Source organism: Streptomyces axinellae (genome assembly GCF_039532135.1).
Classification (GTDB): domain Bacteria; phylum Actinomycetota; class Actinomycetes; order Streptomycetales; family Streptomycetaceae; genus Streptomyces; species Streptomyces axinellae.
This window is the reverse complement of record NZ_BAAARJ010000020.1, coordinates 71217-85718: the sequence shown is the minus strand read 5'-3', so window position 1 is coordinate 85718 and position 14502 is coordinate 71217. Positions and strand designations below refer to the sequence as shown.

Here is a 14502-nt window from a genome sequence, read left to right as displayed (position 1 = left end):
CCCCACTGTCGTGCACACCGTAACCCCACCGCATCCGCTCCGTGCGGGCAGCAGGCAAGAATGGGGTCGATGCAGCCACATGTGACGCCCGCGGCCTGGACCCTCGTGGTGCCGCTGAAGCCTCTGGAACGGGCCAAGAGCAGGCTTGCCGGCGCGGCGACCGGCACTTCTCTGCCGGACCTGGCGCTGGCGTTCGCGCAGGACACGGTCAGCGCGGCGCTCGCGTGTCCGGCGGTGCGACATGTGGTGGTTGTCACGGACGACGCGCTGGCCGCGGGGGAGCTGACGGGGCTGGGAGCACGTGCCGTGCCGGACGCACCGGCCGCCGGACTCAACGCGGCGCTCACGCACGGTACACGCGTGGTGCGCTCCCGTGATCCTTCCGCCGCCGTCGCGGCGCTGAACGCGGACCTTCCGGCGCTGCGCCCGGAGGAATTGGCGCGGGTTCTGAATACCGCGGCGCGATTCCCCCGTGCTTTTCTCCCTGATGCGGCGGAAATCGGCACAACGCTCCTCTCCGCGCTGCCTCCGGCCCCGCTCTCCCCGGCATTCGGCGGCCCTTCCCGCTCCAGGCACCGGGCATCGGGAGCCGTGGAGCTGGATATTTCCGAGGTGCCCGGCGTACGTCAGGACGTGGATACGCCGGACGATCTGCGTGCCGCTCTCGCGCTGGGCGTGGGCGCCTTCACTTCGGCGCTGCTGGCCGGGCCGGTACCGGGCTGAGGCCGGTTAGGCTGCCAGGCATGCAGGCCACGGCATACACCTACGACCAAGCGTCCCGCTCCGGCAGTGTCCTGCTGGATGACGGAACCCCGCTCCCCTTCGACGCCGCCGCCTTCGACGCGGGCGGTCTGCGGCTCCTGCGGCCCGGCCAGCGGGTGCGCGTGGAGACCGACGGCGAGGGCGACTCCCGCCGTGTCACGTTCGTGACGCTCCAGACAATGTGACGGCCGCACGGGCGGGGCGACGGCCCGTTGAAGGCAACGGCCCCTTGAAGGCAACGGCCCCGAAGATGACGGCCTCGAAGGTGACAAGGCCCTGAAACGGCCGCGGGCCGGGCTCCCCCGAGGGAGCCCGGCCCGGCGCTGCCGCGTGCGGCGTGGTGCCGCGTTCTCGCGGGCCGCCCGAGGTGGGCGGCCTTTCTTTTCCGTGCTGTCCCGGCGCGTTCCGGTGTTCGCCGTTGGTGCCCGGCGATTCCGGCTTCCGCACCCGGCCCGGGCGCCGCGGCCGTACCGGCCTTCCCGCCGTCGGCCCTGGCGCCTTTGCCAGTCCTGCCAGTCGCCCCGACCTTCGGCCCGCCCGGTCCTTATCGCCTGCGGGAGGTGGCCTTCTTGGCAGTGGTCTTGCGTGCCGCGGTCTTGCGCGCGGGGGCCTTCTTGGCGGTGCTCTTGCGGGCGGGGGCCTTCTTCGCCGTAGTCTTCTTGGCCGCCGCGGTCTTGGCACCGGTGGTCTTCTTGGCGGCGCTGCTCTTCTTGGCCGCCGCCTTCTTCGCCGGGGCGGCCTTCTTCGCGGTGGTCTTCTTGGCCGCCGCCTTCTTCGCCGGGGCGGCCTTCTTCGCGGTGGTCTTCTTGGCCGCCGCCTTCTTCGCCGACGCCTTCTTCGCCGTGGCCTTCTTGGTGGCGGTGCCGCCGGAGAGGCTGCCCTTGGGGGCCTTCTTGACGGCCACGTCGTTCTTGGGGAGCTTCTTCGCCCCGCTCACCAGGTCCTTGAAACCCGCGCCCGCGCGGAAGCGCGGAACGGAGGTCTTCTTGACCCGCACCCGTTCGCCCGTCTGCGGGTTGCGGGCGTAGCGGGCCGGGCGGTCGACCTTCTCGAAAGAGCCGAAGCCGGTGACCGAAACACGCTCACCGGATACGACCGCGCGGACGATGGCGTCCAGAACGACGTCCACCGCGTCCGCGGCCTGCTGACGTCCACCGAGCTGGTCTTGGATTGCTTCAACGAGCTGCGCCTTGTTCACGTCTTCCCCTTCGGAGACATTGCTGGAACGAATGTGTTCAAGCTTTTTCGCACGTTAGGCAGATATATACCGCAAATCAAACACGAAACGGGCGAATCACCCTTGTGCCGCAACGAACTCGACCTTCACGGAGTTCCGTCAACGCGCACGTCCCTGTGCCCCGGAAGGAATCGTCCCTCGTCGATGTCGGTCATCAGGCGCTCCAGGCGCCGTTCCGCATCGGCGAGATCGTGCTTCGAAGCCGCGGTGATGACGAGCAGCTTCCGGGTCAGCGCGACCCGTGCGCCCTCCGGGACTTGCGAGGCCCGCACCCGGGTATGCGCTTCCTTGATCCGGGCGGCGAGTCGGTCGTAGAGCTCCAGTTGACCGTCGCGTTCCATGCGGTGATTGTGCCATCTGGGATGAGTTGTCGCTTCCAGCAGGTCTTCATATGGCGGTGGAGTAGCAGGAGCGGCACCAACACCGCTGGCAGCGGCCGTAGTTGGCGCTCCTGCGCGTCGCCTGCGACCGGGTCGCGAGCGGCACCGCTCCCTAGTACGAAAGGAACCGGTGCTCAAGACTAATTCACGTCAATCGTTAACGCACGCGTGTGCGCACACAGCAGCGCGCCCCCGCCGGAGCGGCGGGGGCGCGAGATGAGATTCTGAGGGGTACTCAGGCCGGGAGTGTGCGGGGCTTGAACGCCGCGCGGGACGCCTCGAAATCGACGATGGTGTCCTCGTTCTTCAATGTGATGCTGATGTCGTCCAGCCCCTCCAGCAGCCGCCAGCGGGCGTTCTCGTCCAGCTCGAAGTCAGCTTCGACGCCCGGCGCGAGAACCTTGCGCCCGACCAGATCGACGGTCACCTCGGCGGCCGGGTCGTCCTCGGTCAGCTTCCACAGCTTCTCGACCGTCTCCTGCGGCAGAACGACCGTGAGCAGGCCGTTCTTCAGCGAGTTGCCCCGGAAGATGTCGGCGAAGCGGCTGGAGATCACGGTCTTGAAGCCGTAGTTCTGCAGCGCCCAGACCGCGTGCTCGCGGGAGGAGCCCGTACCGAAGTCGGGCCCGGCGATCAGCACGGTCGCGTCCCGGTGGTCGGGGTTGTTCAGCACAAAGGCCGGATCCTTGCGCCACGCCTCGAAGAGCCCGTCCTCGAAGCCGTCGCGGGTGACCTTCTTCAGCCAGTGCGCCGGGATGATCTGGTCGGTGTCGACGTTGCTGCGGCGCAGCGGGGCCGCCCGGCCGGTGTGTGTGGTGAAGGCTTCCATGTCAGTCTCCCTCTCGTCCCTCGGTCCTCAGACTCCGGCGGGCTCGCGTACGTCGGACAGGTCGGCAGGCGAGGCCAGATGCCCCAGCACCGCCGTGGCGGCGGCGACCTGCGGCGAGACCAGATGAGTGCGCCCGCCCTTGCCCTGCCTGCCCTCGAAGTTGCGGTTGGAGGTGGAGGCGGCGCGCTCACCCGGCTGGAGCTGGTCAGGGTTCATGCCCAGGCACATCGAGCATCCGGCGTGCCGCCATTCGGCTCCGGCGGCGGTGAACACCTTGTCCAGTCCCTCGGCGACGGCCTGGAGCGCGACGCGTACGGAGCCGGGCACCACCAGCATGCGGACATCCTCGGCCACCTGGCGGCCCTCCAGCACCGCCGCGGCCGAACGCAGGTCTTCGATACGGCCGTTGGTGCAGGAGCCGAGGAAGACGGTGTCCACGGTGATCTCGCGCAGCGGCTGACCGGCACTCAGATCCATGTACTCCAGCGCCTTCTCGGCGGAGTAGCGGGCGCCCTCGTCCGTGAAGGAAGCGGGGTCGGGGACCGAGGCGGACAGCGGCGCTCCCTGGCCGGGGTTGGTGCCCCAGGTCACGAAGGGAGCCAGTTCGGCGGCTTCGATGACGACCTCGTGGTCGAAGACCGCGTCCTCGTCGCTGCGCAGCGTCTTCCAGTAGGCCACGGCCTCGTCCCAGTCCGCGCCCTTGGGAGCGTGCTGACGGCCCTCGACGTAGGCGAACGTCGTCTCGTCCGGGGCGATCATCCCGGCGCGGGCGCCGGCCTCGATGGACATGTTGCAGATCGTCATCCGGGCTTCCATCGAGAGCTTCTCGACGGCCTCACCCCGGTACTCGATCACATAGCCCTGGCCGCCGCCGGTGCCGATCTTGGCGATGACCGCGAGGATCAGGTCCTTGGCCGTCACGTCCTCGGGCAGTTCGCCGTTGACGGTCACCGCCATGGTCTTGAACGGGGACATGGACAGCGTCTGGGTGGCCAGCACGTGCTCGACCTGGGAGGTGCCGATGCCGAACGCCAGCGCGCCGAAGGCACCGTGCGTGGAGGTGTGACTGTCGCCGCACACCACGGTCGTGCCCGGCTGGGTCAGCCCGAGCTGCGGCCCCACGACGTGCACGATGCCCTGTTCGTCGTCGCCCAGCGGGTGCAGCCGCACTCCGAAGTCCGCGCAGTTCTTGCGCAGGGTCTCCAACTGGGCTCGTGAGACCGGGTCGGCGACGGGCTTGTCGATGTCGAGGGTGGGGGTGTTGTGGTCCTCGGTCGCGATGGTGAGATCCGTACGCCGCACGGGCCGCCCCGCCTTCCGGAGCCCGTCGAACGCCTGGGGGCTGGTCACCTCGTGGACCAGGTGCAGGTCGATGAAGAGAAGATCCGGCTCGCCTTCCGCGCGCCTGACGACATGGTCGTCCCAGACTTTCTCCGCGAGTGTGCGTCCCATCACTTTCCCTCCGGCCGGCAACGCTGCCGACCACATGTCGAGATCCGTTCCTCCCCCAGCCTTCGGCCGGGGGGACCCCCGAGAGCGGCGGCCGTATCTCCAGGTTGGCGGGTCGCCGGGAAAATTGAACTTGCGTTTCACACTATGAGACGCGAGTATCGACGCATGGACAACTCTAGTGGCGTCGGCGTTCTCGACAAGGCGGCTCTGGTACTGAGCGCTCTGGAGTCCGGTCCGGCCACCCTCGCCGGGCTGGTCGGAGCGACCGGTCTCGCGCGCCCCACGGCGCACCGGCTCGCGGTGGCCCTCGAACACCACCGCATGGTGGCCCGCGACATGCAGGGCCGTTTCATACTCGGCCCCCGGCTCGGGGAACTGGCGGCTGCGGCAGGCGAGGACCGGCTCCTGGCCTCGGCCGGCCCGGTACTCACCCACCTGCGGGATGTGACGGGCGAGAGCGCCCAGCTCTACCGGCGCCAGGGCGACCAGCGCATCTGCGTGGCCGCCGCCGAGCGGCTCTCGGGGCTGCGCGACACCGTTCCGGTCGGCTCGACGCTGCCGATGAAGGCGGGCTCGGCCGCGCAGATCCTCATGGCCTGGGAGGAGCCCGAGCGGCTGCACCGCGGCCTCCAGGGCGCCCGCTTCACCGCGACCGCGCTCTCGGGCGTGCGGCGCAGGGGCTGGGCCCAGTCCATCGGCGAGCGCGAGCCGGGCGTCGCCTCCGTCTCCGCACCCGTGCGGGGCCCCTCCAACCGCGTGGTGGCCGCTGTCTCGGTCTCCGGCCCCATCGAGCGTCTGACTCGCCACCCAGGCCGTATGCACGCCCAGGCCATCGTGGACGCGGCGGCCCGCCTGAGCGAGTCCCTGCGCCGACCCGGCTGACGAGCTGCCGCGCCCACCCTGCGGGGCCTGGGCGCGGCACGACGAAGGCCCCGCACCATCAGGTGCGGGGCCTTCCTTGATCGAGTACCCCCGACCGGATTCGAACCGGCGCTACCGCCTTGAGAGGGCGGCGTGCTAGGCCGCTACACAACGGGGGCCCTAGCTGATCCTGATCTTCCTGACCCAGAATCCGTACCCCCGACCGGATTCGAACCGGCGCTACCGCCTTGAGAGGGCGGCGTGCTAGGCCGCTACACAACGGGGGCCTCGATCTTGCAGAATGCAGATCGCGCTGGGCTACCAGGACTCGAACCTAGACTAACTGAACCAGAATCAGTCGTGCTGCCAATTACACCATAGCCCACCAAAACGCAACCCCGGACGGGGATTTTGTTTGGTTTACCGCCTTCGGTTCGGCCGGTGTGGCCTGCCCCGTTCGGCGACAGGAAGAACATTACCCGATGGGGGACGGTGCTCCAAAACGGGTTCCGCCGCCTGACGGGCCTCGCGCGAAGGGCTCCGGGACTGCTCCGAGGTCACTTCGGAGCCCCTCGCGCACAGCGCGCTCTCAGGCGCCGTCGGCCAGCTTCGTCAGTGCCGCGTCGATCCGCTCCAGGGTGCGGTCCTTGCCCAGGACCTGGAGGGACTCGAAGAGGGGCAGGCCGACCGTGCGCCCGGTCACGGCGACGCGGACCGGGGCCTGCGCCTTGCCGAGCTTGAGGCCGTGTTCCTCACCGGCGCCCAGGACGGCCTCCTTGAGGGAGTCGGGCGAGGTCCAGTCGGCGATGTCCAGCTTGGCGCGGGCAGTGCGCAGCAGGTCGGCCGAGCCCTCCTTCATCGCCTTCTGCCAGGACTTCTCGTCCTCGACAGGCTCGTCCAGGAACAGGAAGTCCACATTGGCGGTGATGTCGGACAGCACCGTGAGGCGGGTCTGGGCCAGCGGCGCCAGTTCCTCGAACGCCCGCTGGGAGAAGCTCTCCTCGGGCCAGGGCGCGTACGGGGCCTTCAGCCACGGCTCGCAGGCCGCGACGAAGTCCTTCTCCGGCAGCTCGCGCAGGTGCGTGGCGTTGATCGCCTCGCACTTCTTCAGGTCGAAGCGGGCCGGGTTGGCGTTGACGTCGTGGATGTCGAAGGCGGCGACCATCTCGTCCATGGAGAAGATGTCGCGGTCCTCGGAGATCGACCAGCCCAGCAGGGAAAGGTAGTTGAGCAGCCCCGAGGGCAGGAACCCGCGCTCGCGGTAGAGGTTGAGAGAAGACTGCGGGTCGCGCTTGGACAGCTTCTTGTTGCCCTCACCCATGACGTAGGGAAGGTGTCCGAACTCCGGGACCCGCTTGGCGACGCCCAGTTCCATGAGCGCCTTGTAGAGCGCGATCTGGCGGGGGGTGGAGGAGAGCAGGTCCTCGCCGCGCAGCACGTGTGTGATGTCCATCAGCGCGTCGTCCACCGGGTTGACGAGCGTGTAGAGCGGGGCGCCGTTGGTGCGCAGGATGCCGTAGTCGGTCACGTTCTCCGGCTGGAAGGTGATCTCGCCGCGTACCAGGTCGGTGAAGGTGAGCGGCTCGTCCGGCATCCGGAAGCGGACGACGTGGCTGCGGCCCTCGGTCTCGTACGCGGCGATCTGCTCGCCGGTCAGCTCGCGGCAGCGGCCGTCGTAGCCGGAGGGGCGGCCTTCCTTGCGGGCGGCCTCGCGGCGCTGCTCCAGCTCCTCGGCCGTGCAGTAGCAGGGGTAGGCGTAGCCGCCGTCCAGCAGCCTGCGCGCGATGTCCGCGTAGATCTCCATCCGCTGGGACTGGCGGTAGGGGCCGTGCGGGCCGCCGCCCGCGACGAAGTCGCCGTCGGACACCTCCGGTCCCTCGTCCCAGTCGAGGCCGAGCCAGCGCAGCGAGTCCAGCAGCTGTTCGTACGACTCCTCCGAGTCGCGCGCCGCGTCGGTGTCCTCGATGCGGAAGACCAGGGTGCCACCGGTGTGCCGGGCGTAGGCCCAGTTGAACAGGGCGGTGCGCACCAGGCCCACGTGGGGGTTGCCGGTCGGGGAGGGGCAAAAACGCACGCGGACGTCCGCGCCCGTCGCGCCGCCGGCGGCGTTGCCCCCGGAGAACTCAGTAGTCACGCTTGATCACCTTGTTGGTGAGAGTGCCGATGCCTTCGATGGTGACGGCGACCTCGTCGCCGACGTTCAGGGGGCCGACACCCGCGGGGGTGCCGGTGAGGATGACGTCGCCCGGCAGGAGGGTCATCGCCTCGGTAAGGTGCACGACGAGGTCCTCGATGGACCTCACCAGCTCGCTGGTGCGGCCGAGCTGGCGCTGCTCGCCGTTGACGGTGCACATGATGCCGAGGTCCGCCGCGTCCAGCTCCGTCTCGGTCCAGGGGCCCAGCGGGCAGGAGCTGTCGAAGCCCTTGGCGCGGGCCCACTGGTTCTCGCTGCGCTGGATGTCGCGCGCGGTGACGTCGTTGGCGCAGGTGTAGCCCAGGATGACGTCCTTGACGCGCTCGCGGGGCACGTCCTTGCACAGGCGGCCGATGACGACGGCCAGCTCGGCCTCGTAGTGCACCTCGGACGAGAAGGACGGGTACACAATCGGGTCCCCCGGGCCGATGACCGAGGTGGAGGGCTTGAAGAAGACGACGGGGGTGTCCGGGACCTCGTTGCCCAGCTCCTTGGCGTGCTCGGCGTAGTTCCTGCCGATGGCGACGACCTTGTTGGGGAGCACGGGCGGCAGGAGGCGGACCTTGTTCAGGGGGAGTTTCTGGCCCGAGCGCTCGAAGTCCGCGAAGGGGTGGCCCTTGATGATGTCCAGGACGGGGCCGCCGTCTGTGGTGGCGTCCCCCTCCACGACACCGAACCCTACGGTTCCGTCTAGTGAGAATCTGGCGATGCGCACGGAGGCTGTGTCCTTCGCTGGGAGTGCTCTTCGGGCTGACGCCCCAGCGTATTCCACTCGCCGCGGGGGCGGGCGCTGGGCTTTGCCGCCCTTCCCCCACCTCCAGCCTCCGGCCGAGGACCCCCGTCTTCCCCTTCCGCCTGGCCCGGCCCGCGCTGTCCCCCGCTGCCCCCACTCCCCCGGCCGCCGGCCGGTGCCCCGGTGGGGGCGCTCGTCAGCGGAGCCGGGCCATCAGGGCGTGCTCGACCAGGGTGATCAACGCGCTCTTCGCGTCCGCGCGGTGGCGGGCGTCGGTGGTGATGATCGGGGCGTCCGGACCGATCTGGAGGGCTTCGCGGACCTCCTCCGGGGAGTAGGGCTGATGCCCGTCGAATCCGTTGAGCGCGATGACGAAGGGCAGTCCGCTGTTCTCGAAATAGTCCACCGCCGGGAAGCAGTCCGCCAGGCGGCGGGTATCCACCAGCACAACCGCGCCGATCGCACCACGCACCAGGTCGTCCCACATGAACCAGAACCGGTCCTGACCCGGCGTACCGAACAGGTACAGGATCAGGTCCTGGTCCAGGGTGATACGGCCGAAGTCCATGGCCACCGTGGTGGTGGTCTTGTCCGCGGTGTGGGTCAGGTCGTCGATACCCGCCGAGGCGGAGGTCATGACGGCCTCGGTACGCAGCGGGTTGATCTCCGAGACCGCGCCGACGAAGGTCGTCTTGCCCACGCCGAAGCCACCGGCCACCACGATCTTCGCGGAGGTCGTGGAGCGGGCTGTCGTACCCCCGACGGGCCCGCCGCTAGAGCTTCCGAAGTCCACTGAGCACCCTTTCGAGCAGTGTCACGTCTGGTTGGCCGTCGGCGCTGGTCGTCTCGCCGCCGGGCTGGTGGATGGCGACGAGTCCGGCCTCGGCCAAGTCGGCGACGAGGATCCGGGCGACGCCGAGCGGGATGGTCAACAGTGCGGAGATCTCGGCGACCGACTTGATCTCGTAGCACAGGCGGCAGATGCGCTGGTGCTCCGGGAGCTGACCCTGGAGCTGTGCGGCTTCGGCCGTGGTGTGCACCAGTGCCTCGATGGCGAGCTGGTAGCGGGGACGGGTCCGGCCGCCCGTCATGGCGTACGGCCGCACCAGTGGCTGCTGCGGCGGTACCGAATACGGGTCACCGTGGTCGGCGGTGCCGGATGTCTCACCGGGCGTGGGCTCCACCGGCTGGATGCGGGGGGGCTGCGGCTGGTGGGGGTGGGCCTCTGGCTGGTACGGCTGAGGCTCGTGCGAAGGGTGCGGCTGGTGGGATTCAGACTGAGCGCCGTGCCCGCCGCCGTACTGGGGCTGCGGGTACTGGCTCTGCTCCTGCCGCATCCACTGTTCCCCGGGCCCCGGCTGTCCCATGTGGCCTGACTGCCCCGGCTGCCCCGGCAGGCCGTGCTGTCCCGCGTGCGGGTACTGCGGCTGCTGGAGCCGCTGCGACGGCCGCGTGCGCTGCGGCGGCCGGGGCTGGGCGGGCGGCTGGGGCGAGGAGGAGGTCTGCACGGACTCGCTGGGCGCGGAGGGGAAGTTGAAGCGGTTCAGGAAAGGCACGTCCCCGCCCGCGGCGGCGGACTGGGCGTCCTGCGGCTGCTGTGGGCCGCTGTCGTACGACGACGGACCTCCTGGGGGCGTTGCCACGTTTCCTCCTCCGGCTCACGGACATACGGGCCGCTGCGTCTGGTTCGGGGCTGTCCCTGCTCTCTCAACGCTCGTGCTCGGCACCGCGTCCCCGCACTTTATGGTGCCCGGACGTGATGTGCACTGCCGTCCGGCGGTTGAGTCCTAGTTGAGAAGACTGCCCTGCAGTTCGGCGCGCAGGTCCGGGGTGAGGACGTTTCCGGCGCGGTCCACGAGCAGCGCCATCTCGTATCCGACAAGACCGATATCGGCCTCCGGGTGGGCGAGGACGGCGAGGGAGGAGCCGTCCGAGATGGACATGATGAACAGGAAGCCACGCTCCATCTCCACCACGGTCTGGTTGACCGAACCGCCCTCGAAGATGCGGGAGGCGCCCGCGGTGAGCGAGGTCAGCCCCGAGGCGACCGCCGCCAACTGGTCGGCGCGATCCCGCGGGAAGCCCTCGGACATCGCGAGCAGAAGTCCGTCGGCGGAGACCACCACCGTGTGCGACACCCCTGGGGTGCTCTCCACGAAGTTGGTGATCAACCAGTTCAGGTTCTGCGCCGCCTGGCTCATCGGGCTCACACTAACGCTCCTGATCGTAGGTGCTGCCGGGGCCGAAGCCCTGTCGGTCATTCTGGTTGGCGTCGCCCGCTGTGCGCCCTCGGCGGACGCCACGGTGCAGGTTGCTCAGTCTTCCGCGCACGTCCTCGGGTGCGCGGGAGACCGAGGGTCCGCCCTGCGGGCTCTCTTCCGCGGCGCCCTCGACCAGGTTGGCCCTGGGCACCCGCCGCGGCAGGCCGGACGAGGTGACGCCGCCGGCCTGGGGAGCACGCAACTGTCCGGCCCTGTCCCAGCGTTCGTCGTTGGGGGACCGCCGGTGGGTTCCGGTTTCCTCCTGCGACGAGGGCTGTACGGCCTGCTCGGGCGAGTTGCCCAAGCCGTCGGGACGGGCCTGGTGTTGCGCTGTCTGAGCCCCTTCCTGCTGCGGTCGCCCCGGCTCACGACGTGGAAGACCAGCATCGGTAGTGGAGCGGTAGCTGCTCGGGAGGGGACCCGGACGGTCGAAGCCTACGCGGTCCTGCTCCCCCTCGGGAATGCCGGGAGCAGATTCCGCTTCTGACTGCTGCGCAGCGTACTGGCCCCCGTACAGGCCCTGTTGGGGAGCGACCGGGCCCAGCGCGGGCTGCCCGGCGGGCAGCCCGTAGGGCGTCGTGGAGGGCTGCTCAGGGGGCGCAGCGGCGGACTGCTCGTGCCACGCGGCACCCGCTTCGTACGGCTGCTCGTACGGCGCCTGCGCGGGCCGCTGTCCGTACGGCGTGTCCGCGGGCTGCCCGTAGGGCGTCCGCGCGGGCTGTCCGCCATAGGGCGACGGGGCCTGCCGCTGCCCGTAGGGGTCGGCCAGCTCCGACGGCGACTGCTGGAACCGAGGCTGGGGCTGTGGGGGCTGGGCGTACGGCTGTTGCGGGTGGTGCTGGCCGCCGGCGCCGTAGGGCTGTCCGTACGACCCGCCGGCGGCTTCGCCGCCCTCGCCGCCCGACGGGAGCTGCGGGGACTCGCCGCGCTGCTGGGCCCCCAGCGCCGCACGGCGCTCCTCCCGCCGCCGGGAGCGGCCCACCGGGCCCAGCGAGGAGAGATCGTCGGAGGCGCCGTAGCGCGAGTCGTCGAAGCCGAGTTCGGCTGCCGATGGAGAGGATCCGACAGGCGACGGGCCAGCGGGCCGGCTGCCCGGCTGTTCGGGCACGATCCGCGAGACCGAGAACTCCTCCTCGGGGCCGTCCTCACCGCCGCCGCCGTGTGTGATGTCGTCGGGGAGCATCACCAGCGAGGTGGTGCCGGCCTGTTCCCCGGAGGGGCGCAGCTGGACGCGGATGCTGTGCCGGTCGGCGAGGCGGCCGACCACGAACAGGCCCATGCGCTGGGAGATCGTGGCGTCCACGGTGGGCGGGTTGGCCAGCTTGTGATTGATGTCCGCGAAGTCCTCGGCGGTCAGGCCGATTCCCTTGTCGTGGATCTCGATCATCATCCGGCCGTCGGGCAGCCGTGTCGCGGTCACCCGCACCCTGGTCTGCGGCGAGGAGAAGGAGGTGGCGTTCTCCAGCAGCTCGGCCAGCAGGTGCACGAGGTCGTTGACGACCTGGGCGTGGATGTCGGTCTCGGGAACCCCGGAGATCTCGATGCGCTCGTAGTGCTCCACCTCGGAGGCGGCGGCGCGCAGGATGTCCACCAGCGGGACGGGCTCGCTCCAGCGGCGGCCGGGCTCCTCGCCCGCGAGGACCAGCAGGTTCTCGCCGTTGCGGCGCATGCGCGTGGCGATGTGGTCCATCCGGAAGAGCTTTTGGAGCTGCTCCGGGTCGGCCTCGCCGCTCTCCATCTCGGAGACGAGGCCCAGCTGGCGCTCGATGAGGCCCTGGTTGCGGCGCGAGAGGTTGGTGAAGATCGCGTTGACGTTGCCGCGCAGCAGCGCCTGTTCGGCGGCGAGCCGCACGGCCTCGCGGTGCACCTGGTCGAAGGCGCGTGCCACCTCGCCGATCTCGTCCCGGCTGGTGAGCGGGATGGGCTGGACACGGGTGTCCACCCGGCCGGGATCGGTGCGGGAGAGCTGATCGACCAGCGCCGGGAGCCGCTGCTCGGCGACGTCGAAGGCGGCGGTGCGCAGGCTGCGCATGCTGCGGCTCATCGAGCGGGCCATCCGGCCGGCGATGACGAACGCGAACAGCAGCGCGACCAGCACGACCGAGGAGTTGATGATCGCGTTGCGCCGGGCGTCGGAGGCGATCTGCCGGGCTTCGTCCACCGCGTGCCGCGTCAGCTGCTTCTCGACGGCGCGGTAGGCGTCGAAGGTACCGGTGGAGGCGGTGAACCAGCTCTGGGTGGTGATGCCCGCCGAGCGCAGCTCTCCCCGGCCCGGGTCGCTGCCGATGGTCTCGGTCATCTTGTCCAGGGAGGGCGGGGCGACGAAGTGTCTGCCGTTGCTGGTGGCCTCGTCCCTGGCGTCCTGGACCCGCTTGCGGCCCGCGTCCTTGGCCTTGGCCGTCTCGTCCTTGAGCAGCTGGACATCCTCCGGGCGCCCCCCGGAGGTGTACTCGCCCTGCGCGATGCGCTCCAGATAGTGATACGAGGCCAGCGCGGTGAGCAGTTGCTTCTTGTTCTTGCCCGATCCCGGCTCGACCAGCAGGTGGACGCCGATGGAGCGCTGGAGGGACTCGGCGGCCTTCGCCAGGGAGATGGCGTAGACGGTGCGGCCGTAGGAGGTGATGTTGCCCGTACCCAGACCCAGCTCATTGGCGAACTCCATGAGCGGGTGCTGGATGGTGACGTAGCCCTCTTCCGTCTCCGCCCCGCTCATATCCTTGGTGTACGCGCTCTCGCGCAGCACCGGCAGCCGGGGCTCGACCTTCTCGAAGCCCCTGAGACGGCGCTTGAGACCGGGGTTGTCGGGCAGCTGGGAGACGGCGCTCTTGAACTTCTTGGCCGCCCGGTCGGTCGCTGCCCGGGCGCTGCGCACCTCGGGGTCCTTCCGGTCGCCCTTGAGGAGGGGTTCGGCGGTGCGGTCGCGCTCGTCGATGAGGGCGTTGCCGTAGTCGGCGGCTGCCTGGACGAGTTCGGCGGTGCGCTGGGCCTCTTTCGCGTCCTGCCATCTGGCGAAGTCCGATTCGACCTTGAAGCCGCCGAAGACGAGGGCGACCAGGACGGGGATGAGCAAGATGGCGTTCAGCCGGGTGGGCACGCGCCAGTTGCGCACCGACAGTCTGCCGCCGCTGCTGGGCTGCGCTGCCGGGGGCATCGTCGCATGGGGCCCCTGCGGCGCCGCGGCGCGTGACGGCGGGGTGAAGTTCCCCCTCGACCCGTCAGGGCCCCCGTCTCGTGGGCCCGGCGTTCCCTTCCTGGATCGCCTCACTCGACTTCTCACCTCTCGGCGCTCGGCGCCCCCTGGTCAGCTTGCGCTCTGGACTACTGCTGAGTCCGGGAATTCCAGCACGTCAGGGCCGTTCACTCAAAACACTTGACGAATACGCAGGGAGATGGAAGGCGGGTACGGAAAAACGGGCATTGGGGCCGTCGCACGCCAAATGGCCTCGATTTCATGCGCAGAGCGAGACGTTCCGCTCGCCTGTTGTGTTCACACGGTCGCAATTGCCTGTCGAAACGTTATGAAGGCGAAGCCGGACATGGCGAATAACACAGCCACGGAAGGCGGCATTCCACCGCCCGGGACACCGGCGTGTCGGCGTCGGTGACCGGGCGGTTTCCCGTCCGGCTGTGTGCGCGGGCCGCGAACGGCCCCTGGCGCCCCGGGTCCGGCGCCGGGAGCGAGCCGTCCGGGACGCGCCGGGAGGGGTGCGCCGTGGGCGCCGGTACACGGGGCGCGGGGCCCGCGCCCCCAGGGCTCCGGCACTACCGGCCGGCCCCGGGCCACCATCGGCCC

The 14502-nt window shown here is 69.9% G+C and carries 13 protein-coding genes and 3 tRNA genes; 3 read left to right on the top strand and 13 right to left on the bottom strand.

The window, feature by feature from the left end; translation table 11 throughout:
- Window positions 1–60: 60 nt before the first annotated feature.
- Together cofC and ABD339_RS26705 are read left to right on the top strand one after the other, a co-directional pair.
- Entirely contained in the window at window positions 61–723 is a 663-nt protein-coding gene (gene cofC / locus ABD339_RS26710) for a 2-phospho-L-lactate guanylyltransferase (protein WP_344569431.1), read from the top strand.
- Between the two features lie 20 nt (window positions 724–743).
- Window positions 744–947: a hypothetical protein gene (locus ABD339_RS26705; protein WP_344569429.1), complete on the top strand. Its 204-nt coding sequence runs from the start codon at window positions 744–746 to the stop codon at window positions 945–947.
- 359 nt (window positions 948–1306) lie between these two features.
- Here ABD339_RS26705 and ABD339_RS26700 read toward each other — a convergent pair whose 3' ends face one another.
- The 4 genes from ABD339_RS26700 to leuC form a co-directional block, all read right to left on the bottom strand.
- Window positions 1307–1960, bottom strand: a complete 654-nt coding sequence (locus tag ABD339_RS26700) for an HU family DNA-binding protein (protein ID WP_344569427.1) — start codon at window positions 1958–1960, stop codon at window positions 1307–1309.
- A 125-nt stretch (window positions 1961–2085) separates the two neighbouring features.
- Window positions 2086–2340: an SCO5555 family protein gene (locus ABD339_RS26695; RefSeq protein WP_344569425.1), complete on the bottom strand. Its 255-nt coding sequence runs from the start codon at window positions 2338–2340 to the stop codon at window positions 2086–2088.
- Between the two features lie 274 nt (window positions 2341–2614).
- Window positions 2615–3208 carry a 3-isopropylmalate dehydratase small subunit gene (leuD, locus tag ABD339_RS26690; RefSeq protein WP_344569423.1) on the bottom strand — a complete coding sequence of 198 codons (594 nt, stop codon included), beginning with the start codon at window positions 3206–3208 and terminating at the stop codon, window positions 2615–2617.
- A gap of 27 nt (window positions 3209–3235) precedes the next feature.
- The gene (gene leuC, locus ABD339_RS26685) at window positions 3236–4660 is read right to left on the bottom strand and encodes a 3-isopropylmalate dehydratase large subunit (protein WP_344569421.1); all 1425 of its coding nucleotides are present in this window, start codon (window positions 4658–4660) and stop codon (window positions 3236–3238) included.
- Window positions 4661–4825: 165 nt separating this feature from the next.
- Between leuC and ndgR the strand changes: the two genes are divergently transcribed.
- On the top strand, window positions 4826–5542 hold the full coding sequence (gene ndgR / locus ABD339_RS26680) for an IclR family transcriptional regulator NdgR (RefSeq protein ID WP_344569419.1): 717 nt from the start codon (window positions 4826–4828) through the stop codon (window positions 5540–5542).
- 85 nt (window positions 5543–5627) lie between these two features.
- Here the strand turns inward: ndgR and ABD339_RS26675 are convergent.
- The 9 genes from ABD339_RS26675 to ABD339_RS26635 form a co-directional block, all read right to left on the bottom strand.
- Window positions 5628–5700: transfer RNA gene (locus ABD339_RS26675), tRNA-Glu, on the bottom strand.
- A 35-nt stretch (window positions 5701–5735) separates the two neighbouring features.
- A tRNA-Glu gene (locus ABD339_RS26670) sits at window positions 5736–5808 on the bottom strand.
- A gap of 26 nt (window positions 5809–5834) precedes the next feature.
- Window positions 5835–5906, bottom strand: a tRNA-Gln gene (locus tag ABD339_RS26665).
- Window positions 5907–6110: 204 nt separating this feature from the next.
- Window positions 6111–7655, bottom strand: a complete 1545-nt coding sequence (gene gltX, locus ABD339_RS26660) for a glutamate--tRNA ligase (RefSeq protein ID WP_344569417.1) — start codon at window positions 7653–7655, stop codon at window positions 6111–6113.
- Window positions 7645–8430 carry a fumarylacetoacetate hydrolase family protein gene (locus ABD339_RS26655; RefSeq protein WP_344569413.1) on the bottom strand — a complete coding sequence of 262 codons (786 nt, stop codon included), beginning with the start codon at window positions 8428–8430 and terminating at the stop codon, window positions 7645–7647. The genes gltX and ABD339_RS26655 overlap by 11 nt, the downstream gene beginning before the upstream one ends.
- Before the next feature lie 214 nt (window positions 8431–8644).
- A complete protein-coding gene (locus ABD339_RS26650) occupies window positions 8645–9241 on the bottom strand; it encodes a GTP-binding protein (RefSeq protein WP_344569412.1) in 597 nt (198 codons plus the stop codon).
- Window positions 9222–10091 carry a DUF742 domain-containing protein gene (locus tag ABD339_RS26645; RefSeq protein ID WP_425576102.1) on the bottom strand — a complete coding sequence of 290 codons (870 nt, stop codon included), beginning with the start codon at window positions 10089–10091 and terminating at the stop codon, window positions 9222–9224. The genes ABD339_RS26650 and ABD339_RS26645 overlap by 20 nt, the downstream gene beginning before the upstream one ends.
- A gap of 144 nt (window positions 10092–10235) precedes the next feature.
- Complete coding sequence (locus ABD339_RS26640) at window positions 10236–10649, bottom strand: roadblock/LC7 domain-containing protein (RefSeq protein WP_344569556.1); 414 nt, start codon at window positions 10647–10649, stop codon at window positions 10236–10238.
- A 10-nt stretch (window positions 10650–10659) separates the two neighbouring features.
- Window positions 10660–13974: a sensor histidine kinase gene (locus ABD339_RS26635; protein ID WP_425576101.1), complete on the bottom strand. Its 3315-nt coding sequence runs from the start codon at window positions 13972–13974 to the stop codon at window positions 10660–10662.
- Window positions 13975–14502 lie beyond the last annotated feature (528 nt).